The 26,157-nt window shown below is 44.1% G+C and carries 27 protein-coding genes; 13 read left to right on the top strand and 14 right to left on the bottom strand.

Annotation, left to right across the window (positions count from 1 at the left end; all coding sequences use genetic code 11):
• The first annotated feature begins 4 nt into the window (after nt 1-4).
• Nucleotides 5-1,198: a flagellar hook-associated protein FlgL gene (gene flgL / locus FKN08_RS18530; RefSeq protein ID WP_005393113.1), complete on the top strand. Its 1,194-nt coding sequence runs from the start codon at nt 5-7 to the stop codon at nt 1,196-1,198.
• A gap of 6 nt (nt 1,199-1,204) precedes the next feature.
• Here the strand turns inward: flgL and FKN08_RS18525 are convergent, their stop codons facing one another.
• Nucleotides 1,205-1,363 (bottom strand): hypothetical protein, encoded by a 159-nt coding sequence (locus FKN08_RS18525; RefSeq protein ID WP_167713401.1) that lies wholly within the window; start codon nt 1,361-1,363, stop codon nt 1,205-1,207.
• A gap of 258 nt (nt 1,364-1,621) precedes the next feature.
• On the opposite strand from FKN08_RS18525, the gene FKN08_RS18520 reads away from it, so the two are divergent.
• The 3 genes from FKN08_RS18520 (at nt 1,622) to FKN08_RS18510 (ending at nt 5,820) form a co-directional block, all read left to right on the top strand.
• On the top strand, nt 1,622-2,776 hold the full coding sequence (locus FKN08_RS18520) for a flagellin (protein ID WP_006743025.1): 1,155 nt from the start codon (nt 1,622-1,624) through the stop codon (nt 2,774-2,776).
• Nucleotides 2,777-3,445: 669 nt separating this feature from the next.
• Nucleotides 3,446-4,579, top strand: a complete 1,134-nt coding sequence (locus FKN08_RS18515; protein WP_005393103.1) for a flagellin — start codon at nt 3,446-3,448, stop codon at nt 4,577-4,579.
• Between the two features lie 116 nt (nt 4,580-4,695).
• Nucleotides 4,696-5,820, top strand: a complete 1,125-nt coding sequence (locus tag FKN08_RS18510; protein WP_170892677.1) for a flagellin — start codon at nt 4,696-4,698, stop codon at nt 5,818-5,820.
• 80 nt (nt 5,821-5,900) lie between these two features.
• Here FKN08_RS18510 and crr read toward each other — a convergent pair whose 3' ends face one another.
• The 5 genes from crr to cysZ all read right to left on the bottom strand — a co-directional run bounded on the left by crr (nt 5,901) and on the right by cysZ (nt 10,831).
• Nucleotides 5,901-6,410, bottom strand: coding sequence for a PTS glucose transporter subunit IIA (crr, locus tag FKN08_RS18505; RefSeq protein ID WP_005382041.1), 510 nt, complete (start codon nt 6,408-6,410; stop codon nt 5,901-5,903).
• Nucleotides 6,411-6,531: 121 nt separating this feature from the next.
• Nucleotides 6,532-8,256 carry a phosphoenolpyruvate-protein phosphotransferase PtsI gene (ptsI, locus tag FKN08_RS18500; protein ID WP_005393100.1) on the bottom strand — a complete coding sequence of 575 codons (1,725 nt, stop codon included), beginning with the start codon at nt 8,254-8,256 and terminating at the stop codon, nt 6,532-6,534.
• Nucleotides 8,257-8,396: 140 nt separating this feature from the next.
• On the bottom strand, nt 8,397-8,654 hold the full coding sequence (locus tag FKN08_RS18495) for an HPr family phosphocarrier protein (RefSeq protein ID WP_005382043.1): 258 nt from the start codon (nt 8,652-8,654) through the stop codon (nt 8,397-8,399).
• A 300-nt stretch (nt 8,655-8,954) separates the two neighbouring features.
• A complete protein-coding gene (gene cysK, locus FKN08_RS18490) occupies nt 8,955-9,923 on the bottom strand; it encodes a cysteine synthase A (RefSeq protein WP_005382045.1) in 969 nt (322 codons plus the stop codon).
• A 164-nt stretch (nt 9,924-10,087) separates the two neighbouring features.
• Nucleotides 10,088-10,831: a sulfate transporter CysZ gene (gene cysZ, locus FKN08_RS18485; RefSeq protein ID WP_031780324.1), complete on the bottom strand. Its 744-nt coding sequence runs from the start codon at nt 10,829-10,831 to the stop codon at nt 10,088-10,090.
• A gap of 251 nt (nt 10,832-11,082) precedes the next feature.
• On the opposite strand from cysZ, the gene zipA reads away from it, so the two are divergent.
• The 3 genes from zipA (at nt 11,083) to FKN08_RS18470 (ending at nt 16,062) form a co-directional block, all read left to right on the top strand.
• Nucleotides 11,083-12,039: a cell division protein ZipA gene (zipA, locus tag FKN08_RS18480; RefSeq protein ID WP_053807087.1), complete on the top strand. Its 957-nt coding sequence runs from the start codon at nt 11,083-11,085 to the stop codon at nt 12,037-12,039.
• A gap of 90 nt (nt 12,040-12,129) precedes the next feature.
• The gene (gene ligA, locus FKN08_RS18475) at nt 12,130-14,142 is read left to right on the top strand and encodes an NAD-dependent DNA ligase LigA (protein WP_170892676.1); all 2,013 of its coding nucleotides are present in this window, start codon (nt 12,130-12,132) and stop codon (nt 14,140-14,142) included.
• A gap of 510 nt (nt 14,143-14,652) precedes the next feature.
• Nucleotides 14,653-16,062, top strand: a complete 1,410-nt coding sequence (locus FKN08_RS18470; RefSeq protein ID WP_006742721.1) for a hypothetical protein — start codon at nt 14,653-14,655, stop codon at nt 16,060-16,062.
• Nucleotides 16,063-16,400: 338 nt separating this feature from the next.
• On the opposite strand, the gene FKN08_RS18465 is transcribed toward FKN08_RS18470, so the two are convergent.
• The 6 genes from FKN08_RS18465 to FKN08_RS18440 all read right to left on the bottom strand — a co-directional run bounded on the left by FKN08_RS18465 (nt 16,401) and on the right by FKN08_RS18440 (nt 21,559).
• Nucleotides 16,401-16,580: a hypothetical protein gene (locus FKN08_RS18465; protein ID WP_074191004.1), complete on the bottom strand. Its 180-nt coding sequence runs from the start codon at nt 16,578-16,580 to the stop codon at nt 16,401-16,403.
• Between the two features lie 324 nt (nt 16,581-16,904).
• Nucleotides 16,905-17,366 (bottom strand): NfeD family protein, encoded by a 462-nt coding sequence (locus tag FKN08_RS18460; RefSeq protein WP_170892675.1) that lies wholly within the window; start codon nt 17,364-17,366, stop codon nt 16,905-16,907.
• A 3-nt stretch (nt 17,367-17,369) separates the two neighbouring features.
• Nucleotides 17,370-18,287: an SPFH domain-containing protein gene (locus FKN08_RS18455; RefSeq protein ID WP_005393087.1), complete on the bottom strand. Its 918-nt coding sequence runs from the start codon at nt 18,285-18,287 to the stop codon at nt 17,370-17,372.
• Between the two features lie 155 nt (nt 18,288-18,442).
• Nucleotides 18,443-19,297 (bottom strand): co-chaperone YbbN, encoded by an 855-nt coding sequence (locus FKN08_RS18450; RefSeq protein WP_048626123.1) that lies wholly within the window; start codon nt 19,295-19,297, stop codon nt 18,443-18,445.
• Nucleotides 19,298-19,776: 479 nt separating this feature from the next.
• Nucleotides 19,777-20,604, bottom strand: a complete 828-nt coding sequence (locus FKN08_RS18445; RefSeq protein ID WP_170892674.1) for an SDR family oxidoreductase — start codon at nt 20,602-20,604, stop codon at nt 19,777-19,779.
• Nucleotides 20,605-20,644: 40 nt separating this feature from the next.
• The gene (locus tag FKN08_RS18440; protein ID WP_074191007.1) at nt 20,645-21,559 is read right to left on the bottom strand and encodes a TIGR01777 family oxidoreductase; all 915 of its coding nucleotides are present in this window, start codon (nt 21,557-21,559) and stop codon (nt 20,645-20,647) included.
• A 252-nt stretch (nt 21,560-21,811) separates the two neighbouring features.
• On the opposite strand from FKN08_RS18440, the gene FKN08_RS18435 reads away from it, so the two are divergent.
• From FKN08_RS18435 to yfcE, 6 genes are all read left to right on the top strand, one after another.
• Nucleotides 21,812-22,546 carry a DUF1538 domain-containing protein gene (locus FKN08_RS18435; RefSeq protein ID WP_046874270.1) on the top strand — a complete coding sequence of 245 codons (735 nt, stop codon included), beginning with the start codon at nt 21,812-21,814 and terminating at the stop codon, nt 22,544-22,546.
• Nucleotides 22,543-23,334, top strand: a complete 792-nt coding sequence (locus tag FKN08_RS18430) for a DUF1538 domain-containing protein (RefSeq protein ID WP_046874269.1) — start codon at nt 22,543-22,545, stop codon at nt 23,332-23,334. The genes FKN08_RS18435 and FKN08_RS18430 overlap by 4 nt, the downstream gene beginning before the upstream one ends.
• Nucleotides 23,324-23,674 (top strand): P-II family nitrogen regulator, encoded by a 351-nt coding sequence (locus FKN08_RS18425; RefSeq protein ID WP_005393077.1) that lies wholly within the window; start codon nt 23,324-23,326, stop codon nt 23,672-23,674. The genes FKN08_RS18430 and FKN08_RS18425 overlap by 11 nt, the downstream gene beginning before the upstream one ends.
• Complete coding sequence (locus FKN08_RS18420) at nt 23,671-24,078, top strand: CBS domain-containing protein (protein WP_005393075.1); 408 nt, start codon at nt 23,671-23,673, stop codon at nt 24,076-24,078. The genes FKN08_RS18425 and FKN08_RS18420 overlap by 4 nt, the downstream gene beginning before the upstream one ends.
• Before the next feature lie 149 nt (nt 24,079-24,227).
• On the top strand, nt 24,228-24,437 hold the full coding sequence (locus FKN08_RS18415) for a hypothetical protein (protein ID WP_005393073.1): 210 nt from the start codon (nt 24,228-24,230) through the stop codon (nt 24,435-24,437).
• 64 nt (nt 24,438-24,501) lie between these two features.
• The gene (gene yfcE / locus FKN08_RS18410; protein WP_046874268.1) at nt 24,502-25,047 is read left to right on the top strand and encodes a phosphodiesterase; all 546 of its coding nucleotides are present in this window, start codon (nt 24,502-24,504) and stop codon (nt 25,045-25,047) included.
• 38 nt (nt 25,048-25,085) lie between these two features.
• Here the strand turns inward: yfcE and FKN08_RS18405 are convergent, their stop codons facing one another.
• Nucleotides 25,086-25,364, bottom strand: coding sequence for a SelT/SelW/SelH family protein (locus FKN08_RS18405; protein WP_170892673.1), 279 nt, complete (start codon nt 25,362-25,364; stop codon nt 25,086-25,088).
• A 21-nt stretch (nt 25,365-25,385) separates the two neighbouring features.
• Nucleotides 25,386-26,141, bottom strand: a complete 756-nt coding sequence (locus FKN08_RS18400) for a sulfite exporter TauE/SafE family protein (protein ID WP_012842051.1) — start codon at nt 26,139-26,141, stop codon at nt 25,386-25,388.
• Nucleotides 26,142-26,157: the final 16 nt, after the last annotated feature.

Genomic DNA, 26,157 nt, shown 5'->3' with positions numbered 1-26,157 from the left:
ATAAGTGCTAACTCGAATTTCTAGTTTCCATAACTATCAGTCCGTACAAAATGATTTGCGTCGTCAAGAAAATAAGGTTCACCATAACCAAGAGCAACTTGCTTCAGGGAAAAAGTTACTGAAACCTAGCGACGATCCCCTTGCGTCGCATTACATTCAAAATATTAGTCAGCAACAAGAACAGCTACAACAATACCTTAGCTCAATAGTGTTGGTGCGTAATCGTCTAGAAAACCACGAAGTTAATATCGCCAATGCAGAGAATTTTGCCGACGAGTCGAAGCGCTTAACGATGGAGATGATTAACGGTGCGTTTTCTGCGGAAGACCGACAAGCAAAGAAGCGTGAGCTAGAAGAGATTGCGAACAACTTCCTTAACTTAGTGAACTCGCAAGATGAATCTGGTAACTACGTGTTTGCTGGCACTAAGCCAAAAAGCCAACCATTCTATCGCGATAAAGACGGTAGTGTTCAGTACGCTGGAGACGATTACCAGCGCAAAATGAAAGTCTCCAGCATGCTTGAGATGCCAATGAACGATCCTGGCAGCAAGCTGTTTATGGAGATACCAAACCCATTTGGCGACTATCAGCCGAATTACGATCTACAAAACGGTTCTGAGTTGCTATTAAACAGAGCCACTAACGTTGATACGAAGGATGATGCGGCGTATCGCGTGACATTTGTCGATATGAACAACGGCAAATTTGGTTACCAACTAGAGCGTAACGGTAAAGTCGTGGATGCCGATGAGTTTTCTCCAGAAAAAGGCATTGAGTACAAAGGCCTGAAAGTGCACGTAAAAGGTCAAATTACTCCTGGCGATAGCATCGAGATCGAAAAGCGGGCAGAGTTCAGCATTTTCGATACCTTCAAGGATGCAATGGCGTGGTCAGATAAATCGGTGTCGGATACGTCGGCGACCGCCAAATTGCACCAAATGACAGAAGAATTTCACGCTGCTTTTATCCATTTGAATAAAGCGCGTACTGATGCTGGCGCTCGATTAAGCACGCTCGATATCCAAGAGCAAAACCACGAAGACTTTAATTTGTCTCTGGCGAAAGCGAAGAGCAACTTTGAGGATTTGGATTACTCTAAAGCCGTTATCGAGTTCAGTGAAAACTCGCGAGCGTTACAGGCATCGCAACAAGCATTCGGTAAGACCAAAGATCTAACTCTGTTTAACTATATTTAGTCTGACTTAAGACACACTGTCTGATTTTTGATGCCTTATGTGCAAAGCCTTAAGTGCGATAAATCGACGTAAATTAAGAGTCATGCTATGCGGCACGATTTTACCCAAAGCGGCAATGACGCGAGAGGCAAGTCGGGCGGCAACAAAGTAGCGGTCAATATCCATGAAGCAAGATGAGCCTCATTATCCGGAAATGGTTTAGTGATAACGCTAACTTATTGTTTATGTGCTTCTTTTAAAATCGGTGAAATAAATTTTATAAGTTGGCACACAAATTGTATTGAAAATATCAGAACAGATTTAGAGATTCTAAACCCTGCGTTTAAGGCAGATTTAGCAAGTAATTTTTACGGTCAGTGCTTATCCAAATGAGAGTAAAGCTGGCCGCTTCGCAAAAGCTTGCGAACTCAAAAGGAGAGCAAAATGGCTGTAACAGTTAGTACTAACGTCTCCGCGATGACCGCGCAGCGTTACCTAAACAAAGCGACTGACGAATTAAATACGTCGATGGAGCGCTTATCTTCAGGACATAAGATTAACAGTGCAAAAGATGATGCGGCAGGTCTACAGATCTCTAACCGCTTAACTGCACAGTCTCGTGGTCTAGATGTCGCAATGCGTAACGCGAACGATGGTATCTCGATTGCACAAACCGCTGAAGGTGCGATGAATGAGGCAACATCTGTCATGCAACGTATGCGTGACCTTGCTATTCAATCATCGAACGGTACTAACTCTCCGGCTGAGCGTCAGGCGATCAACGAAGAGTCAATGGCATTGATTGACGAGCTAAACCGTATCGCAGAAACCACGTCATTCGGTGGCCGTCGTCTATTGAACGGCTCATTCGGTGAAGCGGCATTCCAGATTGGTGCGAGCTCAGGTGAAGCAATGATCATGGGGCTAACCAGCATTCGTGCGGACGATACTCGCATGGGCGGTGTGACCTTCTTATCGGAAAACGGTAAAGATAAAGATTGGGGCGTTGACCCAGCTAAATCGGATCTAAAAATCACTTTGCCAGGTATGGGTGAAGACGAAGACGGCAATGTCGATGATCTAGAAATCAACATTAATGCAAAAGCAGGTGACGACATCGAAGAGCTTGCAACGTACATTAATGGTCAGTCTGATATGATCAACGCGTCTGTAAGTGAAGATGGCAAGTTACAAGTTTTTGTTGCACATCCAAACGTTCAGGGTGAAATTTCAATTTCGGGTGGATTGGCGTCTGAGCTTGGTTTGAGCGATGAACCTCTTAGAACATCAGTACAAGATATTGATATGACAACCGTACAAGGTTCTCAAAACGCTATCTCTGTGCTGGATTCGGCACTGAAATACGTGGATTCACAACGTGCGGATCTGGGTGCGAAGCAAAACCGTCTGAGTCACAGCATCAACAACTTGGCAAACATCCAAGAAAACGTTGACGCGTCAAACAGCCGAATTAAAGACACGGACTTTGCGAAAGAAACCACGCAAATGACCAAAGCACAAATTTTGCAACAAGCAGGTACATCAATTCTTGCTCAAGCGAAACAGTTGCCAAACTCTGCAATGTCACTATTGCAGTAGTTTATACCAATCACAGTGAATAAGTGTTCAGAAATAGCGTAGATAAAATGCTTGAGAACGAGGCAAAGTTTTTCGATAAGTAGTTATTCTACATTCAAAAACTTTAACGTAGTTATCGAGTATTTTAGCAAGCTAGGGTGAGCAGTTATTTACTACGATTGGTATCCTCTAGCCTGTACTCAATACATTCAGACGTGGATGGGAATGCAGGCTTTTGGCAAGCAACTTTATAATAGAATGAGCGGCTCTCTCATCTCTCACCTGCCAATCATTTTCAATGTAAAGTTGCACTCGGTATGCCGGAAATGTGTTCATTTCTCTTGATCTCCACATAGGCTCTGGCGACCAACCTAGCCCCAGTTCTCTCAAAGGAAAAGGGGCTTTTTCTTTTCTAATTCTCACGTCTATCGTCTGCGAACTTACCTTCAACTGTTTCCTTTTGCTGGTTTTCTATACAATTTGGCCCACTCGGCTCGATTTGTGGAAACTTGAGCACTTTTTCTTACTTTTCTTCAATTTTTTTAGCCAAATCTCGCAATGTTATTTTTTTAAATTTTTTTCTAAAGCTTCTGAATTTGGTGTCGTTAATAGGGGTAACTTTGAGAGAACTACTTGGTTTTCCGAGACGTCGGAAACCGCTATACCGGAAAATCAATTGGAGAAATCACCATGGCAGTGAATGTAAACACTAACGTATCAGCGATGACGGCTCAGCGTTACCTAAACAACGCAAACTCAGCTCAACAAACTTCTATGGAGCGTTTGTCTTCGGGTTTCAAAATCAACAGCGCAAAAGATGACGCTGCGGGTCTACAAATCTCGAACCGTTTGAACGTACAAAGCCGTGGTTTGGATGTGGCGGTTCGCAACGCGAACGACGGTATCTCAATTGCACAAACCGCTGAAGGTGCAATGAACGAGACCACTAACATTCTTCAACGTATGCGTGATTTGTCTCTACAATCAGCAAACGGCTCAAACTCGAAATCAGAGCGTGTGGCGATTCAAGAAGAAGTGACCGCGCTAAACGACGAACTAAACCGTATCGCAGAAACCACTTCTTTCGGTGGTAACAAGCTACTAAACGGCACACACGGCGCGAAATCGTTCCAAATCGGTGCGGATAACGGTGAAGCAGTGATGCTTGAGCTAAAAGACATGCGTTCAGACAACAAAATGATGGGCGGTGTGAGTTACCAAGCTGAAAGTGGTAAAGGTAAAGACTGGAACGTTGCTGAAGGTAAGAACGACCTAAAAATCAACCTAACGGACAGCTACGGTCAAGAGCAAGAAATCAACATCAGCGCAAAAGCAGGTGATGATATCGAAGAGCTTGCGACTTACATTAACGGTCAAACTGACCTAGTGAAAGCCTCAGTAGACCAAGACGGTAAACTGCAAATCTTTGCTGGCAACAACAAAGTCGAAGGCGAAGTCGAGTTTTCAGGCGGCCTATCTGGCGAGCTAGGTTTGGGCGAAGGTAAAAAAGTGACGGTAGATACTATCGACGTAACCTCAGTTGGTGGCGCACAAGAATCTGTCGCTATCATCGATGCGGCACTGAAATACGTAGACAGCCACCGCGCAGAGCTGGGTGCATTCCAGAACCGTTTCAACCATGCAATCAGCAACTTGGACAACATTAACGAGAACGTGAACGCGTCGAAGAGCCGTATCAAAGATACTGACTTCGCGAAAGAAACGACTCAAATGACCAAGTCACAAATTCTATCGCAAGCGTCAAGCTCAATCCTTGCGCAAGCGAAACAAGCGCCAAACTCAGCGCTAAGTTTGCTAGGTTAAGCACCTTAATAAGACAAGATACAAAAGCCAGGCTCATCCCTGGCTTTTTTGCTTATCGGCTATAACGTTTAGATGCGTCCCAACAGGATGTTCGACAAGGCACTCATATCGATTAGATGGTCTCTTTAAATACCAATGTTGCCGCGATGGTGGCGCAGAGACACTTGAGTCAAGCAGCAGCGCAAAACGTCGAATCACAACGCAACCTGACTTCTGGTTTTCGAATTAACTCGGCGAGTGATGATGCGGCAGGTTTACAGATATCCAATACTCTCCATGTGCAAACGAGAGGGCTTGATGTCGCCTTAAGAAATGCGCACGATGCTTATTCGGTCGCGCAAACCGCGGAAGGCGCGTTACATGAGAGCAGTGATATTTTGCAACGGTTACGCTCTCTAGGGCTTCAAGCGGCAAATGGTAGTAACGATACCAGTGACCGACAAAGCATCCAATACGAGGTCGTAGCGCTGCAGGATGAGCTTGATCGTGTCGCGATCACGACAACATTTGCGGATAAAAACCTGTTTGATGGATCTTACGGTTCACAAAGTTTCCATATTGGAGCGAACGCTAATTCAATCTCTTTGACGTTACGTAATATGCGTAGCCATATCCCAGAGATGGGAGGGCTGCATTATGTTGGTGATGCGGTCGATAAAGATTGGCGAGTCACTAAAGATAACCAAACTCTAAAAGTCGAATACCAAGACAGTAAAGGGCAAACCCAAACGGAATCCATTGGGCTCAAATTGGGTGATCGCATAGAACAGGTCGCCACTTACATCAATGCTCAACAATCGGTAGTGAGTGCCTCAGTAACGGAAAACAATGAACTGCAATTCTTTGCCTCTACGATGAATACGCCAGAAGGAGTGGAGTTAGAAGGCAGTTTAGCGGATGAGCTTGATATAAGCACTGGTCAATTAGTCACAATGGATGACATCGATATGTCGACGGCTGGTAAGGCGCAGCTTTCAATTGGGGTGATTGATGCAGCGATCAAGTACGTTGATTCGCACCGAGGTGAAATTGGCAGCTTTCAAAATCGTGTAAATGGTTCGGTGGATAACTTAAATACCGTGAGTCGGAGTGTTACGGAATCCAAGAGTCGAATAAGAGATACAGACTTCGCAAGAGAATCTACGGAAATGGTGCGTTCTCAAGTGCTCCAAGATGCGACAACTGCGTTATTGGCTCTGGCAAAACAAAGGCCGAGTTCGGCACTTGGTCTACTCAGTTGAATCTGGTAAGAAAGCATAAACTTCAGGTAATAAAAAACGCTGCCACTGGCAGCGTTTTTTCGTGTTCGGCTAAGTAAAAACTACTTAGTTACACGTAGAACTGGAGTTTCACCAACAGTCACAGAACCAGAAAGCTTGTTCAGCTCTTTGATTTCGTCCATGTTAGAGATAACAACTGGAGTTAGCGTTGACTTCGCTTTCTCTTCTAGAAGAGCTAGATCGAATTCAATAACAGTGTCGCCAGCTTTAACAGTTTGACCTTCTTCAGCGATACGCGTGAAGCCTTCGCCTTTTAGTTCAACTGTGTCGATACCGAAGTGAACGAAAAGCTCAACACCGTCGTCAGACTCGATAGAGAATGCGTGGTTAGTTTCGAAGATCTTACCGATAGTACCGTTTACAGGAGCTACCATTTTGTTGCCTGCTGGCTTGATAGCAATACCGTCACCAACGATTTTCTCAGCGAAAACAACATCTGGCACGTCTTCGATGTTTACAATCTCACCAGAAAGTGGCGCGATGATTTCGATAGCACCAGCGTCAGCGCTGTCATCAGATACAAGCTTCTTAAGTTTGTCAAACAGACCCATTGTGTCATGCTCCTAAGGTTTGGTTTTATTCTGTCGAATTATAGTATACCAATATAGCGCATTAGACGACTTTTTTCGCCGTCTAATGGCCATTAAGTATTGAATTACTTGGTACTACCGATTACTGAGCTTTCTCAGCAATAAACTTTTCTACCACTGCTTCGATTTCTGCAGCTGTTGGTAAAGAAAGGGCTTCTTCAGCCATTGCTTTCACTTCTGCGAAGTTAGAGTTACGAACTACTTTCTTCACTTTAGGGATTGAAATGCCGCTCATTGAGAACTCGTCCAGACCCATACCTAGAAGTAGAAGCGTTGCACGCTCGTCACCTGCAAGTTCACCACACATACCAGTCCATTTACCTTCTGCGTGAGAAGCGTCAATAACTTGCTTGATCACGGTTAGTACTGCTGGTGATAGTGGGTTGTAAAGATGAGAGATCATCTCGTTACCACGGTCTACCGCTAGCGTGTACTGAGTTAGGTCGTTTGTACCGATAGAGAAGAAAGACACTTCCTTCGCTAAGTGGTGTGCGATCGCAGCAGCAGCAGGAGTTTCAACCATAACACCGATTTCGATGTTTTCGTCGAACGCGTGGCCTTCAGCACGTAGCTCTTCTTTGTACTCTTCGATCGCTTTCTTAAGCTCACGGATTTCTTCGACAGAGATGATCATTGGGAACATGATACGCAGTTTGCCGTGTGCAGAAGCACGTAGGATGCCACGTAGCTGATCACGAAGGATTTCACGACGATCCAGGCTGATACGTACAGCACGCCAGCCTAGGAATGGGTTCATCTCTTTTGGAAGATCCATGTATGGGAGATCTTTATCGCCGCCGATATCCATAGTACGGATGATCACAGCTTGACCGTTCATTGCTTCCGCAACTTCTTTGTACGCTTGGTACTGTTCTTCTTCAGTTGGAAGTGCAGTACGGTCCATAAATAGGAATTCAGTACGGTACAGACCAACACCTTCACCGCCGTTACGGAGGATACCGTCACAGTCTTTCACTGTACCGATGTTACCGCAAACTTCTACACGGTGACCGTCAGTCGTTTCTGCGTGCAGGTCTTTCAGTTTCGCTAGCTCTTCTTTTTCAGCTAGGAATGCCGCTTTAACCGCTTTCGCTTCTTCTAGTTCAGCTTCTGATGGGTTAACAACAATCTTGTTGTTCATCGCGTCAAGAATCAGCATATCGCCATTCTTAACTTTTTTCGTGATGTCGTTAGTACCAACGATAGCTGGAAGCTCAAGAGAGCGAGCCATGATTGAAGTGTGAGATGTACGACCGCCGATATCACAAGCAAAACCAAGTACGTAGTCTAGGTTAATTTGTGCCGTTTCAGATGGCGTTAGGTCGTAAGCAACTAGGATAACTTCTTCATTGATGTCGCTAAGCGAAACAATGTTGATACCCAGTGCGTTTTTCACAAAACGAGAACCGATATCGCGGATGTCAGTTGCACGTTCTTTTAGGTATTCGTCATCTAGTGACTCAAGAGCACATGCTTGCTCTTCGATAACTGAGTGGATAGCGTGATCCGCAGTCATCTTGTCGTTTTTGATAAGTGCTAGGATCTCTTCTTCTAGCTCTTCGTCTTCAAGAAGCATGATGTGACCTTCAAAGATCGCTTCTTTTTCTTCACCAAACGTTTCAAGCGCTTTTTGCTTGATAGTTTCTAGCTGAGCTGCAGATTTGTTACGAGCGTCGAAGAAACGCTGAACTTCAGCTTCTACTTGATCGTCAGAAATAGTGTTTGTGTTTAGGACAATTTCATCTTCTTGAAGTAGTAGTGCTTTACCGATTGCAATACCAGGAGATGCTAGGATGCCTGAAATCATAGCCTTACCTTAAGTTTGGTCAACTTTATAAAACGGGAGAATAATGGGTGCGCTAACGAATAGTTTTAGCTTAGTTTTGAGCCTATTTCCAACGAAGCCATTTTGCTTTCACAAAATGGCTTCTGGAGTAGGAGACCGGATTAGTGTAGTTGGTCCATTAGAGCAACTAGGTGGTCAACTGCTTGCTGAGCTTGTGGGCCTTCAGCAGAAATAGTTACTTGAGTACCTTTTACTAGGCCTAGTGTTTGTAGTTTGAATAGGCTCTTAGCGCTAGCGCTTTTACCGTTAGAAGTCACAGTGATGTCTGCGTCGAATGCTTTTGCTTCTTTAACAAACTGTGCAGCTGGACGAGTGTGAAGGCCGTTTTCTGCTGTGATTTCTACTTGCTTCTCGTACATGTGATATACCCCAATAAATGTATTTTTTTGTTAGTTTGTGACTAGATTTTAGCTTAACTGCTTTACATCTTGTGCGCTAGCACGGGAAGAGTTCAAAGCGCGTCAGTTCTGATACTAGTCAAAAGTTTGGTAACTACGCAACTGTTTGCGTGCGTAATCACTTTGAAACCTTTTTGTGTTCTGCTTCTTTATTTTGAAGCTAGAAATAAAACACCCTGATATTACCAAAGGTAGGGCAGGGATCAACAAAAAAGCCCCTAAACGGGGCTTTTTTAAACTAAAAATTGATTTGAACACATATTATTGTTGGTTCTCTTTTTCGGTAAAGATACCTGCAAAGAGTGCTGTACTTAGGTAACGCTCACCTGAACTTGGTAGAACGGTTACAATTGTTTTTCCTTCAAATTCAGGGAGTTCTGCAAGTCGGTTGGCTGCAACAACAGCCGCGCCGGATGAGATGCCAGCTAGGATACCTTCCTCTTCCATTAGGCGACGAGCCATCTCAATCGCTTCTTCTGAGGTGACTTGTTCAACGCGGTCAATAATATCTAAATCGAGGTTACCTGGGATGAAACCAGCACCGATACCTTGGATTTTGTGCGGAGCAGGTTGAATTTCTTCGCCAGCAAGTGCTTGGGCAATAACTGGAGACTCTGCTGGCTCAACTGCGACAGAAGTGATGGCTTTGCCTTTTTCACCTTTGATGTAACGGCTTGTACCTGTGATAGTACCGCCCGTACCGACACCAGCAACGAATACGTCGATTTCACCATCTGTCGCTTCCCAAATCTCTGGGCCCGTAGTCTTTTCGTGGATCTCTGGGTTCGCAGGGTTGTCAAATTGTTGAAGAAGTAGGTACTTCTCAGGGTTGCTTGCTACGATTTCTTCTGCTTTAGCAATCGCCCCTTTCATGCCTTTCGCCGCTTCAGTCAGCTCAAGGTTAGCGCCCAGTGCTTTAAGTAGCTTACGGCGTTCTAGGCTCATTGATTCAGGCATGGTCAATGTTAGCTTGTAACCGCGAGCGGCCGCTACGAATGCTAGAGCAACACCTGTGTTACCACTGGTAGGTTCTACAAGCTCTACACCTGGTTTAAGAAGCCCCGCTTTCTCTGCTTCCCAAATCATGTTTGCACCGATACGGCACTTAACACTGAAGCTAGGGTTACGCGCTTCAATTTTCGCGAGAACTTTGCCTTTGCTTACTTTGTTTAGACGAACGAGAGGTGTATTACCGATAGTAAGAGAGTTATCTTCGTAGATTTTGCTCATAGTGATGTTCCTTCATTACACGTTGTGTGAATATGGATAGAAGAATATGCGGTATGAAAAAAAGGGAAAAGGATTAAAAAGTTATATCTTATTAGGTTGGCCCAGAACTTGATAAAAGAAAAGGGAAAAGCTGGCGCTGATCCCTTTCCTTAATCTCTAATCGACTATCGTTGGTGCTTAAACTCCGCCACCCACATAGCGGTTGCGCCACATATTGCTACAGGCATGACAATGAGGTTCAAAATTGGGATCGTCGTAAACACAGACACCAATACCCCAAAGCCATAGGCCTTACCTTGCTTTTGTTTCAATTTGTAACGCATGTCGTTAAATGGGATTTTATGGTTATCAAACGGGTAGTCACAATATTGAATCGCGAGCATCCAAGCGGTAAAAATAAACCATAAAAATGGGCCTACTGTTTGCCCAAGGGCAGGGATGAGCAATAACAGGAATAGGCCTATTGCTTTAGGTAAGATGTAAAGCAGCTTTCTCCATTCACGAGCTAAAACGCGAGGAACATCTTTCAGAACGGCAGTGAAACCATCATCATTCACTTTTTGTCCCGTTAAGTATTCTTCAACTTTTTCAGCTAAGAGGCCGTTGAATGGCGCCGCGATAAAGTTCGCGAGTGTGCTGAAGAAGTAAGAGAAAGTTGCGAGTATTGTCAGAGCGAGTAAAGGCCAAAGAATGTAAGTTAACCAGGATAAAAACTCAGGTAGCTGCCCAATCCAGTCTTCGATCCATATATTAAGGTTTGAAAATAGATAGAAGATGGCACCACCTACAAGCAAGATATTTGCAAGTAGAGGTAAAATGACAAAGCGCCTGATTTTAGGGGCAAGTGCCAATTGTATCCCGTATAGAAAATAACCGAATCCGGTTCTCTGCTGATTGTTTTGCTTCATGTCTATTTTGGCTTCGTGTAAATGAAAACTCATTGTACCTGTGAGGGCTTTTCTTTCAATGCCCTGACAAATGACGTCTTGTTAAGTGGAATCGTGGCAAGAATCACAACAAAAAACGGAACTTCTTGCATTAAGTTGTTCTAAATCTACATATAGTTTTGGTAAAGTAAACGTATCATTCAGATTTATTGCACTTGGGTTGCTGCTCAAGGAACTGCGAGTAGTAAAAACAAGTATATTGAGAGTAAATAATGCAGGAATTGCGATTCGTACTCATTGTTGTTGGCGCATTAGCCATCGCGGCATTGCTGTTTCATGGTTTGTGGAGCAGTAAAAAAGAAGGCAAAGCAAAGTTTGGTAACAAACCGCTTGGTAAGCTGGATGTTGACCAAGGGGACAAAAATGATCTTGTCGAGAAAGAACGAGACTTCGCTCCCGCTCCTGAAGATGACTTTGAGATCATTCGTAAAGATCGCAAAGAACCAGATTTTGGGATGGCGAGTTCTTTCGACAACAAATTTGAATCTGACCCGCTATTCGGTGGCCCATCTGAAGTAACACAGACACAGCAGGAGCCAGATGACATCCCTTCATTTGTTGCAGAAAAAGATAAAGAAGAGGACGCTGAACCTGTTGTTCAAGCACCAGTAGCTGAAGAACCACTCCAGCCTGCTGTGGAAGAAGAAGCTATTCCCGCCGCGTTTGATATCGCTGAGAAAGAACAGCAAGTCGAAACGGTTAGTGAGCCTGTAGTTGCAGAGCCTAAGGAAGAGCCAAAGCCTGAACCTGAAATGCAAGTGATTGTATTGAATGTGCACTGCGCGGGTGAAGAGCCATTTGTTGGTACTGCTTTATTTGAGAGTATGCAACAAAACGGCTTAATTTATGGCGAGATGGATATTTTCCACCGTCATGTCGACTTGTCCGGTAACGGCAAAGTGCTGTTTAGCGTCGCTAATATGATGCACCCTGGTACGTTTGAGCATGCTGATCCTGCTGAGTTTACAACGAAGGGGATTTCATTCTTCATGACATTGCCTTGTTATGGCGAGGCTGAACAGAACTTCAACTTAATGCTCCGAACTGCGCAGCAAATTGCTGATGATTTAGGTGGCAACGTTCTTGATGACCAGCGTAACTTAATGACACCAGACCGTTTAGCGTCTTATCGACGTCAAATAGTTGAGTTTAATGCCGCTAACGCATAATCTTAACAGCAAATAATAATAGGGCTCCGGATGGAGCCCTTTTTCTTGGATTTCCCAACCTCACCGATTGAAAATACACGGGGCTTTACTATGTCTGAATCAGTACTTCAGCGATTAGAAGAACTAAAAGAGTCGTTGCATTACCACGCTGTGCGTTACTACGTGGAAGATAACCCAGAGATCCCTGATGCCGAGTACGACCGCTTAATGCGAGAGCTCCTGGATATTGAAGCTGAGAACCCTGATTTAATTACCGTAGATTCACCAAGTCAACGTGTCGGTGGACAACCTCTCTCTGCGTTTAGCCAAGTGACACATGAAGTACCGATGCTTTCGCTTGATAATGCGTTTGATGACAGCGAACTTGATAGTTTCCATAAGCGAGCACAAGAGCGGGTGGGCAGTCAGAGTGTGAAAGAATACTGTTGTGAGCCGAAACTGGATGGACTCGCAGTTAGTTTACTGTATGAGAACGGTGTGTTAGTTCAGGCGGCAACACGAGGCGATGGCACTACTGGCGAGAACATCACAGAAAATGTACGTACGATTAAAGCCATTCCTTTAAAACTCAGGGGTAATGACTGGCCAAATCGTCTTGAAGTTCGTGGTGAAGTCTTTATGCCGAAAGCTGGGTTTGAAAAGCTCAATGAATTAGCAAGGAAGAAAGGCGAGAAAATCTTTGTTAATCCACGTAATGCTGCGGCAGGTAGCTTACGACAATTGGATTCACGCATTACGGCTTCTCGTCCGCTTAGCTTCTATGCATACAGTGTAGGCGTGGTGCAAGGCGCTGAATTGGCGGCAAGTCACTACGAACGCTTCTTGCAAATTAAATCTTGGGGATTACCAATGTGCCCGGAGACCAAGCGAGTTGGAAGTTTGGCGGATGTAAAAGCTTACTACCAAGATATCTTGCAGCGTCGTGATGCCCTTCCTTATGAGATCGATGGTGTCGTCATTAAAATTGACGATATTGCCGTGCAAGAGCGTCTTGGATTTGTTGCTCGCGCTCCACGTTGGGCGATTGCCTACAAATTCCCGGCTCAGGAAGAAATGACGACGTTGAATGAGGTGGAATTCCAAGTCGGTCGTACTGGTGCGATTACACCTGTTGCTAAACTAGAGCCTGTATTTGTTGGCGGGGTAACGGTAAGTAATGCGACGCTTCATAACGCAGATGAGATAGAACGTCTGCAAGTTAAGATCGGTGATCACGTTGTGATTCGTCGAGCGGGTGACGTTATTCCTCAAGTCGTTTCTGTCATCAAAGAGCGTCGACCAGAAACGGCGCGAGATATTATTTTCCCAACTCAGTGTCCGGTTTGTGGTTCGCATGTTGAGCGGATCGAAGGAGAGGCGGTAACACGTTGTACGGGTGGCTTAGTTTGCCAAGCCCAACGTAAACAAGCGCTAAAACACTTTGTGTCTCGTAAAGCGTTAGACGTTGACGGTCTAGGCGATAAAGTGATCGAGCAACTTGTTGACCGTGAGATGGTGAAAACTCCTGCTGACTTATTTAAGTTATCTGCGGGGATTTTAACGGTATTAGATCGCATGGGGCCAAAGTCTGCGCAGAACATTGTGAATGCGTTAGAAAAATCCAAAGAAACAACGTTACCTCGCTTTTTGTATTCGCTGGGGATTCGTGAAGTTGGCGAGGCAACCGCCGCAAACCTAGCAATGCACTTTAAAACGTTGGAAGCCATCCAAAATGCTAACGAAGAGCAGTTAATTGAAGTGCAAGACATCGGTGCTGTGGTTGCTCAACATATTACGACTTTCTTCAGTGAAGAGCAGAACCAAGCGGTGGTTAAAGATTTGCTTGAACAAGGGATCCACTGGCCAGAGATTAATACTACTGAGCAGGTAGGGGAGCTACCGTTAGAAGGTAAGACAGTCGTATTGACAGGAACACTTTCTCAATTAGGTCGCACAGAGGCTAAAGAAGCCCTCCAATCCCTAGGTGCAAAAGTGACAGGTAGTGTTTCTAAGAAAACGGATATTTTGTTTGCTGGTGAAAATGCAGGTTCGAAGTTGGCAAAGGCACAAGAACTGGGTATCGAGATCAAAACAGAACAAGACTTACTCGAGTTGATGAATTAAGTCTTGTCAAAAAAGCTAAAAAATAACTAAAAGCCCCACATAGTAAGCATGTGGGGCTTTTTCTTGCTCATAATTAAGTGCTTTTTGATTGAGTTATTTGTGCTTTTTATCTTTTCAGTGATCAAGATCTCCCATTGAATTATTAAGGTTTTTTACTTCTTTAGTCTGCGAGTGACTTCAAGTTGGAATTCTAGGGTGTGTTTTAAGTTATTGATATTTAATGTTTAACTGTCTTTTTGTGTTGGTGTTGTTAAAAGTAAGATCTGGATCAACAACTTATATGGAACTTTGGACTGGCTCATATTTTTTTAGAAAAAAAATAAGTTCCGTTTGGATGTTTTTAGCTGCGAAGTTAGTCTTAATCACGTGGATACACGGTGTGTATGCAGGAACTAAAAAAAGCCAAATTAGAAATAATGAGGTTTGATCAGGAATTTACTTCTCTCCTTCGGCGGCCAACTAAAGGTGAGATAGAAAAATACAGCTATATCCATTTTTAGGAGTTTTTCCATGGACAAATTTTTTAAGGTTTCAGCGTTAACCGCAGCAATGTTTGGTGTTGTTGCTGTTGCTCCAGCTACAGCGTCTACTGAAAGTGCAGCAGGTGGCGAGTACGTAGAGAAAGTGAACGAATTTATGCAAGACTCTAGTCTTAATGCATTATTTCTAGTTGATACTCGTTCTCGTACTCGTACAACAGGTAAGCCTGGCGGTGAAAACGGTGACCGTTGGAGTCGTCTAAATTACTCTTCTTACAACGCAATTTTAGACTTTACTTCTGGCTACCATGATGGTTGGGTTGGTGCAGATGTTGCGGCTTACTATTCTGGCGACCTTTACAACGATAGCCTTTACAATTCAAACGAAGGCTACCTATGTAACGAAATTTCAACTTGTAACAACCTAGACTGGGGTGCAGGTGATGGTCAACAGCTTAAAGTTTACAAAGCAGCACTGAAGTTCAAAGCAAACGAAAGCTTCAACGCGCGCTTTGGTATGCTACAAGCGGGTGGTAACGGTACTATTGGTAACGTTTGGAGTTTCGTACCTGGTACTTACCGTGGTTTCGAACTGAACGCTAAACTAGGTGATTTCAACCTAAGCTACTTTGGTGCAGACCAATTTACAGCACCTTGGCTACTTCACGAAGATGACTACGCGCCAGCGCTTTGGTCTGACACGTCATGGAGCTACCTACACTCTCTAGGCCTAAACGGTAACCTAACTGACAGCTTGTTTATGCAACTTGGTTTGGGTCAAGCTACTGGCGTTCAATATGCAAATGGTATCGACTGGGGTGCAGGTCAAGTAACTAGCTACCACAACGAAACTGACAACACTTCTTACAAGGCTTACTTGAAGTACACTGTGAGTGACCGTACAACTCTAGCATTTGATTTCTACGGTGTTGACGATGATGTGAAATACGATGGTCTAGGTTTCCACACTGGTCTATCTTTGAATCAATCTTTCGGCAAGCTAGCTTGGATGTCTGAGCTACGCTACACAGACACAGACAACCGTGCTGACTTCGTTCCACGTACAATTCATACTTACGGTATGAACAACGGTACTTGGTCTCAGTGGTGGGATGCACTGTCTGACTGGAACAAAGCGGGTGAGCTAGCGTGGTACAACCGTCTATCTTACAACCAAGGTAACGGCTGGAACTACTACCTAGGCTTTGGTTACGGTACTGGAGCTGATTCTGCAGCAAGCGGTGCATCAGGTGACTGGGATTACGAAAGTGAATACGCAGTTAACGCGACAGTATCTTACTCTCTACAGAGTGGCGCACTGAAAGGTTCTACGATCCGTCTACACGGTACAATCCTAGAGCGCGATGAGTACGCTGGTGCTGGTGATGCGGATGAAACGGACCTACGTCTACAAGTTCTTATCCCTTACAGCTTCCACTAATACTTAGTGAGATGATAAAAAGGAGCCGCTAGGCTCCTTTTTTATTTTACTTCTCGACCATCATATATTTTGCAATATAACGGCGGTAACATATGCACGTTACCGTTTGGTAACTCACACTTTATCTCTGGGGCTAGCGTACGTCCACCTGAAGCACCATTGGCATGAGTAGTTAATGGAGCTAGGGCAAAACATGCTAACAATAGACCAGCTAAAAATCTCATAATCATCACCTTAATGTAGACATTGAATATCTACTTGCTTGGGTAAATAATGACTTTACTGAAAAGTAAGGTATCAATAGTTTACTTATATCGAACTAACTACTGACTTCTATATTAGTTCCATTCTCCGCCTCTAAATCGACACATTTCACTTGGAATATTAGTGACATCACCACTTGGCAATTTACATTCGACTATCGGTCCTAAATTAGTTGTACCACCATTTCCGTTGGTGTAGGCAAAGGAAGAAAAAGAAAAGATACCGCATAACATTAAAAAGAGAAGTTTCTTCATAGTACATCCTCTTACATACCAAATAAAAAGCATTCAACTTAAATGCTTATGCGTTAAGTATGTATGGGGGGGCAAAAAGATCAAAAAATAATTCAATAAAGTTTTATTTTTTAAAATAAATTTATAAAGATAATTTATATCGATATATTTCTATCTTATTGATTATCGTATGATGAATAATTAAATTATTGGAAGGATAGGGTAGGATATTAATAATATTGCTGTTACTTATTTTTTGTTCGATTTTAATTAAATCAATGAAATGAAAGCGGTTGTTTAGATTAAAGTAATGGAGCATAGTTTGCCCCATTACTTTGGCATAAATTACTTAGAATCAGGCTCAATGATTAAAATAATACCATCGATATCTTTTATTTTAACGCGCGTTCCTGCTGGAAGTGCTTGATCCGACTGTGCCGACCACGTGGTATCGGCAACCTTGATACGATTGAGCCCAACAGAAAAGTCCTCTTCAATGGTAAGTGTGCGTCCGATTAACTGCTTATACTTTTGGTTCAGATCTCTTTCTTGGTCTTCTTTCTTGTCTTTAGACCATTGTCGTCGCCACCATAACCAAGTGGTGATTAAGCTGAAACTTGCAAAGCAAAGCCATTGTAATTGCCAGCTCATTGGCAAAACGGTCATTAGTGCCCCAACGATAAGTGCAGAAACTCCGAGCCAGAGAAAATATCCCGCAGTCCCAAGTAGCTCTACCGCTAGAAGTGCAAAACTGAAGGCTAGCCAATGCCAGAAAGAGACGCCTTCCAGCAAACTGAAAAAGTCCATAAGTTATTCTTTATCTTGTTGTTTAAACATCTCTGCTATCCCTGCAACCGAGCCCATTAGTCCGGTCGCTTCTAATGGAAGCATAATGATTTTGCCGTTTTCAGCTTGACCAATGCTTTTGATCGCTTCGGTATAGCCCTGAGCAATGAAGTAATTGACGGCTTGCATATCGCCTTTGGCAATCGCTTCAGAAACCATATAAGTCGCTTTTGCTTCTGCTTGTGCGGCGCGTTCACGAGCTTCAGCATGGAGAATAGCAGACTGCTTTTCGCCCTCAGCTTTTAATATCTCCGATTGCTTATGACCTTCAGCCTTTAAAATTTCAGCTTGGCGTACCCCTTCTGCTTCGAGAATCTCCGCTCGTTTATTTCGCTCGGCTTTCATTTGAGCATTCATCGCCGCCGTTAGATCGGATGGTGGCTGGACATCTTTTATTTCAATTCGTGTGACTTTTACACCCCATGGGTTGGTGGCTTGGTCAACAATTGCCAGCAGCTTGGAGTTGATCATGTCACGCTGACTCAGCATTTCGTCCAACTCCATTGAGCCTAAAACGGTGCGGATATTGGTGAGAGTTAAATTTCTAATGGCATGTTCCAAATCGTTGACTTCATAAGCGGCTTTGGCAGCATCGATGACTTGAACAAATCCGACGGCATCAATAACTACGTTAGCGTTGTCTTTTGAAATAACTTCTTGCGCTGGAATATCAAGAACGCGCTCCATCATGTTGACTTTTTGCCCTATCTTATCAACAAATGGGATGATCAAGTTTAAGCCGGGTTTTAGCGTATGGGTGTAGCGTCCGAAGCGTTCGACTGTCCAGTTATTTCCTTGTGGCACCGTCTTAATGGCTGAAGATAAGATAACTACAGCAAGAACGACGAAAATACCGATGGTAATCAGTGAATCAATTGGCATGAGTTATTCCCTTAAGTGCATAATGTCCGATTCATTTTTACCTATTTATAGACAATAGACAATTGAAGTTCTGAGAACCTTAAGAGGTTATTGGTTTTTTATATAACAAAGGCCGGAATATCCGGCCTTTAGTTGAAGTTTCGCTTTTCAGCGAGTTAGTACAGAATCGAATACAGCTGACGGCGATATTTGCTTGCTAATGCGTTGCCTTGACCTAGCGCGCTGAGAATATCCATAAAAGTCTTCTTCACTTCACCGTCTTGGGCGCCCAAGTCTTTTTTAAGAATATTCCACAGCAGTTCCAGCGCTTCTTCATCACGACCCACTTGGTTGTACTGTACCGCCAATTCACAAGCAAGTTCGAAGTTTGCCATGTCTGCTGCGTATGCTTGTTCTAGTCGTTGTAACTCAGGGCTATCTGCAGCCTGCAAATGCAGCTCGAGCTTGGCTATTAGACTCTTGTAGTAGTTATCTTGATACTCAAGAGGGATAGCGTTCAGTAGCTCTTGGGCGACATCAAATTGTTTGGTTTCTAATAAACAATCAGCCATCGCGAGTTTCACATCACCACGCTCTTGCAGTTCTGGCGGCAAAGTGTGGATGATGCTTAAAGCCTGAGCATGCTCACCTTGCTGAAGAAGTTCACTGACTTGCTTTAATAGCTGTTCATCTGGGCTTGGCAAATGCTTTTGTAGCATGGTTGCAATGGCATCAATTGGCTGAGGGCCACCCAATCCATCGACGGCTTGACCATTTATAAACAGCGCGATAGTTGGCAATACTTGCACACCAAATTGAGACGCTAAAGCCGGCTGATCTTCACAATTTAATAAAGCAAGCGTAAATGCACCGTTGTACTGTTGAGCAAGAGATTGCAACTCAGGGAGTATCTGTGCGCTTTCTGGTTGAGCATTGGCCCAAAAGTGGATCAGAACGGGCGTGTTCATTGATCCTTCAAGAGTTTCGCGAAAGTTCTGTTCTGTTATCTCAACGATAAATGGGGATTGCATCAGAGTATCCTTGCTTTGTGTCTTGTCGTTGATAATAGATATGGAGTTGATTTAAGGGAAATTCAAGCGATGGTTGCTAATCATCATCAATAATGAATCATTCTATTTTGTGAAAGGATGCGGTAAGAGAATGGTGTTACTGCTGAATAGGTGTAAGGCAAAAAGAAAACGCTGCCGAAGCAGCGCAGTTCTAATGCTATTTGTTAGTGCGGTATCAAAATAGGATGAACATGGTCAACACTACACCCACACTAAGCCAGTTAAGCTGATTTAATGTCATTGTTGCCTCGCAGTAGTAAAAACATTGCTACAAAACGTAATGGGTGGCGATACCAAATCTAAGCAACTCATTCACTTTAGGTTGAATAGTGCTCACTGAATTGCGTAGAAATTGATTCGTTTGCTTGAGGTTTTTTTAACCTACATGCTCATAATGACATCACATTGTTACGATGAAATTACATTGTGACAAAACTTTTTTATGCAGCTTGTCGCAAAATTTTATCAAGCACACGGGTTGGTAATAACCTTTTCAAGATTGCGAATAATTTAGTCGGCGTAGTAATTCGATAGCGAATTTTAGGTGAAGCGCTAGTTAATGCATGAAGAACAGGTGCGACGCAGGACTCTGCAGGTAAAACAAATCGATTATTAGATTTGTCGTTGTTGAGTCGCTCTCTTTGTCCTTCATAGGCGAGGCGGTGAGGGCTGGATTCAATATCAATCCACTTCTCGAAGGCTTTTAATGCATTGTTTCTAAATTGAGTTTCGATAGGCCCAGGTTCTATCAATGCCACTTTGATATTCGTATCCGCAAGCTCTAGCCGTAGTGTGTCAGTCCAGCCTTCTAGGGCAAACTTTGACGCATTGTAGGCGCCGCGGTATTTCATTGCAGCAAAGCCAAGAACAGAACTGTTTTGTATTATGCGTCCTTCGCCTTGTATGTGCATGTGAGGAAGCACTTCTCTGACTAACTGGTGCCAACCAAAAAAGTTGGTCTGAAATTGAGCTTGAAGAGCCTCGGTGGGCAAGTCTTCCAATGCACCGGGCTGGCCATAGGCACCATTATTGAACACGGCATAAAGCTTACCCTCTGCTAGCTCTAATGCTTGCTTCACGCCCGAAGAAATACTTTCAGGGCTGTTTAGGTCTAGCTTGATGCAGGTTAGCCCTTCATTAATTAGACGTTGGACATCTTGCTCTTTCCTACAAGATGCTATGACATGAAATCCCTCGTTTTGCAGGGCGTGAGCGCACACGTAACCGATACCGGTTGAGCAACCCGTAATAAGAATCGACTTTTTCATAAATTAAGCCTCAAGAAACATTGAATGAGGTCATCATTCATCAGCTCCGGTCATGAAGCAAGTGCTTGAGTGCTGGCTCTATTCTGGAGTAGCTAAATTTGAAGCCAAGTTCGGTGAGCTTTTTGGGTTTTGCTCTCATGCTATCGAACAATAAGCAGGAAGATTCACCCATTAGGAGTTCCATTGCCCATTTAGGCGTGAACAAGATATGTGGTCGTTTGAGCGTTTTTGCCAACGTGCCGCTAAAGATACGGTTAGTCACAGGGTGAGGTGCGCACATATTGAACGCACCGTGGGCATGTGGTGTTTCAAGCAAGTACATGATGGCGCGGACCATATCCAGAATGTGAATCCAAGGCATGTACTGGTTACCGTTCCCGAGCGGGCCACCTACGCCAAGTTTGTAAGGTAAGAGCATTTTCGCCAAAGCCCCGCCATTAAGGCCGAGTACTACGCCAGTTCGCAATAGACAAACACGTGTTTGTTCAGACTCTGCGCGTTTGGCTATTTGCTCCCACTTTGCACAAACCTCGTGAGGAAAGTCTTCACTGTTAACATGCAGGCACTCATCAAACGGGTGGTCTTGTTGATCGCCATAGTAACCAACGGCCGAGCCACTAATAAAAACAGCGGGAGGTTCTGTGCTGGCGTGGATCAGCTCAACGATTTGTTCGGTAATTTTCCAGCGACTTTTGCAGATTTTTTCTTTCTGCTCGCTGGTCCATCTTTTATCTGCGATAGGCTCACCCGCAAGATTAATTATGGCATCAATGTGATTGAGATCGGCGAATGACTCAAGCGAGTCAAGGTATTCGATATTACCCAAATCAGCGTGCTGGAGGCATTGTTTTGCATGCTCAGGAGAGCGCGTAAGTAGCATAACTTGGTGAGTGGATAGCAGCTTGAGCAACTCCGAACCAATAAACCCAGTGCCACCTGTGAGTAATATCTTCATGTTATCTCTTTGAATGTACACGTATTAGAACATTATAGTCGTTTTGTGCTGAGCTTGATCATCTCAAGACTATTATTTCTAGGATAGTGGCAAGCCTGTAGAGAGGCTACTGACTTCACATATTGAAAAAATGTAACTAAATGTTATGCATGGCGCTAATTCGTTCACGGTAGGAGAACTAAATCTATGCCAGACTAAAAACATCGCTACCGGAACAAGCGTAATCAGTTTGCACCATCAAGGAGGATAGGTATGGAAGCATTTGTTGCTCTTTTTCGAGCGCTCCTTAATAGTGCTCGCGATCTGCTACCCATCGTTGTTGTTATCACTTTTTTTCAATTAGTTGTTTTGCAAGAGCCACTTCCTAATCTCATCTCCATTCTTTTTGGCTTATTGCTTGTGGTTTTAGGGTTAACGTTTTTTATTTTTGGTCTAGAGCTTGGTCTTTTTCCTATCGGAGAGAGTATGGCTCAAGCCTTTGCAAAAAAAGGCAGCGTATTCTGGTTGTTAGTTTTTGCGTTTTGTTTAGGCTTTGGCACCACGATCGCCGAGCCTGCATTAACGGCCGTAGCAGAAGAAGCATCAGAAGTTGCGGCAGAAGGAGGGATGATCACAAACTCAGAGCAATCCATGCAGGACTATGGACAAGGGCTACGAGTAACGGTAGCACTTTCTGTGGGGATCGCCATCGTTATTGGCGTTCTGCGCATCTTAAAAGGGTGGCCAATTCATTACATGATCATCGGCGGCTACGTCGGCGTTGTAGTCCTGACGTGGTTTGCACCTGAAGCCATTATTGGCGTTGCTTATGATTCTGGAGGTGTGACGACGTCGACTATCACCGTGCCTTTGGTCACTGCACTAGGGGTTGGTTTAGCATCGGCGATTAAAGGGCGCAACCCCATGGTGGATGGTTTTGGTTTGATCGCTTTTGCCTCGCTGCTACCGATGATGTTTGTGATGGTTTACGGAATGGTCGTAACATGATTTCAATTGAGCATTTCCTAGACACTTTATTATCTACCGTTCGAGATGTCATTCCCATCGCCAGCATTATTTTTGGTTTTCAGTTAGCGGTGTTAAGGCGTCCAGTTAACAACCTTAAGAAGGTTTTGCTTGGGTTTGTTTATGTGATTCTTGGGCTCGCTCTTTTTTTGCTCGGATTAGAAATGGCTCTGTTTCCGCTCGGAGAGACCATGGCCGTGCAACTGACGGCACCGGAATTTTTACAAGAGTTTAAAGTCTCTGTGGGAAAAGCCTTAGTGTGGGTCGACTACTATTGGGTGTATACCTTCGCCTTTTTTATCGGTTTTAGTACCACGATTGCTGAGCCTTCTCTAATCGCGGTAGCGATAAAAGCAAACCAAGTTTCTGGTGGCAGTATCAGTATTAACGGCTTACGCGTGGCTGTTGCATTTGGGGTGGCCATTGGCATCGCGCTAGGGAGCTATCGGATTGTTGTCGGTGACCCTATTCACTATTACATCATTGCGGGTTACATCGTGGTTGTGATTCAAACGTTTTATGCGCCAAAGCTTATTGTTCCGCTCGCCTACGATTCTGGAGGCGTCACGACTTCTACTGTCACTGTTCCGCTTGTAACCGCACTAGGACTTGGACTTGCTTCTACCGTCCCAGGAAGAAACCCAATGATTGATGGCTTTGGCTTGATCGCTTTTGCCAGTCTGTTTCCTATGATCTCTGTGATGGGCTATGCGCAAATAACCCAATGGCTGAATAAAGATGTCTCGGAGGACGAAGAAAATGCGCTTTAAATTGATACTTGCGTTTGTTGAAGACAGCAAAACAGACAAGGTACTGGACGCTGCTCGCGAAGCTGGCGCGACTGGTGCGACGGTGATTAATAACGCTCGTGGACAAGGTTTAAATCAAAAGCGAACGTTTTTTGGCTTAACGCTGGAAGTACAAAAAGATGTGCTGCTGTTTGTCGTTGAGGAGCACCTTTCTCGACACATATTAGAAACCATCAATGAAGTTGGTGAGTTCGACCGAGAGTCGGGGCAGGGCATTGCTATTCAGATCGATATTGAGGATGCAGTCGGTGTCGCGCATCAAGTAGAGACGTTGACCAAAGTGGTCGAGGATGAGTTATGAGCAGTCAAACTATAATTAGAGTTCGAGATGTAATGGCGGCTACTTATGTCATGGTTGATGGGCTAATGACAGTTTATGAAGGCATAACGTTGGCTAAAAAATACCAAGTCAAAGCGCTGGTGGTGAAAAAGCGAGATGACAACGATGAATATGGCATCGTCTTGATGAATGATATCGCCAAAAAGGTGCTGGCGAATAATCGCTCTCCACAGCGCACGAATATTTATGAGATCATGACCAAGCCCGCTTTGTGTGTCGACCCTGATATGAATGTGAAATATTGTGCGCGCCTATTTGAACGATTTGGCATTAGCCGAGCTCCGGTCATTGAAGATGGGGAGGTCATTGGCATGGTGAGTTATAACAATATTGTCATCAACGGCATGGTGCGAGAAGAAGTGTAATAGGTTGATATAAATGAAAAATCAACGCATTTTTTCTCAAGTCAGCGACTGTTACAAAGAACTAAAATATTTAATATATGTTAGGTTGCATATGTGTTAATTCACCATTATTCTTTGCGCCCTAAGTCTATTGTCGAGGAATTTGTATCATGCCTTTAGTCTCTTGCCCTGTGTGTGAGAAACAAATCTCAAAGCGCGCTCACGCATGTCCAGGATGCGGAGAGCCAGACCCGCTGCACCACCTAGCTAAGTCAAAATTTATGTCGATGGTGTTTTGGATACTGGTGTTGGTTGGAACTGCGTATGCCGCATGGTTCTATATTTTGCCTATGGTCATTGAATCATTGCGTTATCAGTAGTCGCTGGTTGAGCTGTCATAAAAATGCCGTAGAATGACCTCGTACTTTGTGAGGAGACGATGTCGTGAAACTATTTTTTGCCTCAGATCTGCATGGCTCTTTGCCAGCAACTAAAGAAACTATTGAGCTATTTTTAGCCTCTGGTGCGGAGCACCTGATTTTGTTGGGGGATACGCTAAACCACGGGCCAAGAAACCCGATTCCAGAAGGTTACAACCCACCGCAGGTGGCGGAGCTATTGAACCAATACAGTGAGCAAATTATTTCTGTGCGTGGTAACTGCGATAGTGAAGTGGACCAAATGCTATTGAAGTTTCCAATGATGATGGATTACTCGTGGGTGCTACTTGAATCTGGCAAGAGAATCTTTTTGACTCATGGTCACTTGTATAACTCTGAAAAACGGCCGCCACTGCGTGAAGGTGATATCATCGCCCACGGTCATACGCATGTTCCTGTCGCAGAGATGCAAGATGGGGCCATTATATTTAACCCAGGCTCGATGACATTTCCACGTAATGGTTTACCAAGAAGCTTTGGTACTTTAGAAGACAATACGCTAACGGTAAAAACGCCAGAAGGCGAAGTATTAGCACAAACCATGATTTAACGGTTTTACTAAGTAAAATATAGGGAGCGAATTGCTCCCTATTTTGTGTCTGAATGTCCTAAATCGCGTTCTGGGTCGATAATGTCTCTTACGCGCTGTTTTAGCACCTTTGCTTCAGGAAAGCCGCTGTCTTTTGTCCGTTCCCAAATTTGCTGGCCATTGCAGAAAATTTCGAAGCGACCACCCGTATCTGGGTGTAAGCTGATCGTTTCTATTTCTTCGCTAAAAGTATGCAGTAGTTCTTGCGATAGCCAAGTTGAACGCAACATCCAGTTGCATTGGCGGCAGTAATAAATATCAATGATTGCTTTATCCATGAAACTTTCCTTTTAATCGGTTTAAACTAGCAACTTGATACCCACGGAAAACGTGAGAATTTCGAATGCAATTTTAATCACTCGGTTGCTGTATCGAGTCGCGGCCCATGCGCCTAAACTGCCGCCTAGAAATGAGCTTAACAATAAAACAGGCAACCAAGCCCAATGTATCGGAGCGCCAGCTTGGACGACGGCAATGCCTCCAATGCCATTCCAAAACAGGCCGACACAAATCATGGTGTAAGCAACGGCTTGTTTATAGTTATACCCAAACCAGCGAACTAAAAATAATGTCACGAGCAGACCAGAACCTGCGGTCAGCGACCCGTTGATGATACCGATGAGCATTAGTCCGACACCGCCGATGACCCAACCGATTGGGTGACGGTTACGTATTATTTCTGATTGGCCTAACGATTTCTTAAATCGTGAATAGATGCCGAGCGCGAGAATCATGCTCCCTAGCATTTTTTCCGCCATACCATCAGGTATTTGGACAATTAAGTTCGCCCCTAAGACTACGCCAATGCTGCCAGAGACTATAAGGTAGAGCGCGACCTTCCATTTAATTGTGCCTGCTTTTAAGTGTGTGCTTGCTGCCCCTAAGCCTAAAGCGACGGAAGCCACTTTATGTGTCCCCAGCGCAACCGAGAATGGCAAGCCGAGAAAGATGAGCAAAGGGAATTGAAGTAAGCCTGCACCGCCGCCAGAAAGCGAAGCCAGAGTATTGGCGATAAGTGAGCCGAAAAAGAGGGTGAGGGTATCTAGCCAATCCATAAGCAAAATAAAGGGG

The sequence above is a fragment of the Vibrio sp. 1-2 (7-a) genome, from assembly GCF_013048515.1.
In the GTDB taxonomy this organism is placed as follows: domain Bacteria; phylum Pseudomonadota; class Gammaproteobacteria; order Enterobacterales; family Vibrionaceae; genus Vibrio; species Vibrio diabolicus.
The sequence above is the reverse complement of the archived record's forward strand: the minus strand, read 5'-3'. Positions and strand labels throughout refer to the sequence as shown.

What these genes read in the sequence shown, in the direction of transcription:
- FKN08_RS18525 (WP_167713401.1), bottom strand. Translation starts at nt 1,363, where the DNA reads ATGGATATTGACCGCTACTTTGTTGCCGCCCGACTTGCCTCTCGCGTC.
- FKN08_RS18520 (WP_006743025.1), top strand. Translation starts at nt 1,622, where the DNA reads ATGGCTGTAACAGTTAGTACTAACGTCTCCGCGATGACCGCGCAGCGT.
- FKN08_RS18515 (WP_005393103.1), top strand. Translation starts at nt 3,446, where the DNA reads ATGGCAGTGAATGTAAACACTAACGTATCAGCGATGACGGCTCAGCGT.
- FKN08_RS18510 (WP_170892677.1), top strand. Translation starts at nt 4,696, where the DNA reads ATGGTCTCTTTAAATACCAATGTTGCCGCGATGGTGGCGCAGAGACAC.
- crr (WP_005382041.1), bottom strand. Translation starts at nt 6,410, where the DNA reads ATGGGTCTGTTTGACAAACTTAAGAAGCTTGTATCTGATGACAGCGCT.
- ptsI (WP_005393100.1), bottom strand. Translation starts at nt 8,256, where the DNA reads ATGATTTCAGGCATCCTAGCATCTCCTGGTATTGCAATCGGTAAAGCA.
- FKN08_RS18495 (WP_005382043.1), bottom strand. Translation starts at nt 8,654, where the DNA reads ATGTACGAGAAGCAAGTAGAAATCACAGCAGAAAACGGCCTTCACACT.
- cysK (WP_005382045.1), bottom strand. Translation starts at nt 9,923, where the DNA reads ATGAGCAAAATCTACGAAGATAACTCTCTTACTATCGGTAATACACCT.
- cysZ (WP_031780324.1), bottom strand. Translation starts at nt 10,831, where the DNA reads ATGAAGCAAAACAATCAGCAGAGAACCGGATTCGGTTATTTTCTATAC.
- zipA (WP_053807087.1), top strand. Translation starts at nt 11,083, where the DNA reads ATGCAGGAATTGCGATTCGTACTCATTGTTGTTGGCGCATTAGCCATC.
- ligA (WP_170892676.1), top strand. Translation starts at nt 12,130, where the DNA reads ATGTCTGAATCAGTACTTCAGCGATTAGAAGAACTAAAAGAGTCGTTG.
- FKN08_RS18470 (WP_006742721.1), top strand. Translation starts at nt 14,653, where the DNA reads ATGGACAAATTTTTTAAGGTTTCAGCGTTAACCGCAGCAATGTTTGGT.
- FKN08_RS18465 (WP_074191004.1), bottom strand. Translation starts at nt 16,580, where the DNA reads ATGAAGAAACTTCTCTTTTTAATGTTATGCGGTATCTTTTCTTTTTCT.
- FKN08_RS18460 (WP_170892675.1), bottom strand. Translation starts at nt 17,366, where the DNA reads ATGGACTTTTTCAGTTTGCTGGAAGGCGTCTCTTTCTGGCATTGGCTA.
- FKN08_RS18455 (WP_005393087.1), bottom strand. Translation starts at nt 18,287, where the DNA reads ATGCCAATTGATTCACTGATTACCATCGGTATTTTCGTCGTTCTTGCT.
- FKN08_RS18450 (WP_048626123.1), bottom strand. Translation starts at nt 19,297, where the DNA reads ATGCAATCCCCATTTATCGTTGAGATAACAGAACAGAACTTTCGCGAA.
- FKN08_RS18445 (WP_170892674.1), bottom strand. Translation starts at nt 20,604, where the DNA reads ATGAAAAAGTCGATTCTTATTACGGGTTGCTCAACCGGTATCGGTTAC.
- FKN08_RS18440 (WP_074191007.1), bottom strand. Translation starts at nt 21,559, where the DNA reads ATGAAGATATTACTCACAGGTGGCACTGGGTTTATTGGTTCGGAGTTG.
- FKN08_RS18435 (WP_046874270.1), top strand. Translation starts at nt 21,812, where the DNA reads ATGGAAGCATTTGTTGCTCTTTTTCGAGCGCTCCTTAATAGTGCTCGC.
- FKN08_RS18430 (WP_046874269.1), top strand. Translation starts at nt 22,543, where the DNA reads ATGATTTCAATTGAGCATTTCCTAGACACTTTATTATCTACCGTTCGA.
- FKN08_RS18425 (WP_005393077.1), top strand. Translation starts at nt 23,324, where the DNA reads ATGCGCTTTAAATTGATACTTGCGTTTGTTGAAGACAGCAAAACAGAC.
- FKN08_RS18420 (WP_005393075.1), top strand. Translation starts at nt 23,671, where the DNA reads ATGAGCAGTCAAACTATAATTAGAGTTCGAGATGTAATGGCGGCTACT.
- FKN08_RS18415 (WP_005393073.1), top strand. Translation starts at nt 24,228, where the DNA reads ATGCCTTTAGTCTCTTGCCCTGTGTGTGAGAAACAAATCTCAAAGCGC.
- FKN08_RS18405 (WP_170892673.1), bottom strand. Translation starts at nt 25,364, where the DNA reads ATGGATAAAGCAATCATTGATATTTATTACTGCCGCCAATGCAACTGG.
- FKN08_RS18400 (WP_012842051.1), bottom strand. Translation starts at nt 26,141, where the DNA reads ATGGATTGGCTAGATACCCTCACCCTCTTTTTCGGCTCACTTATCGCC.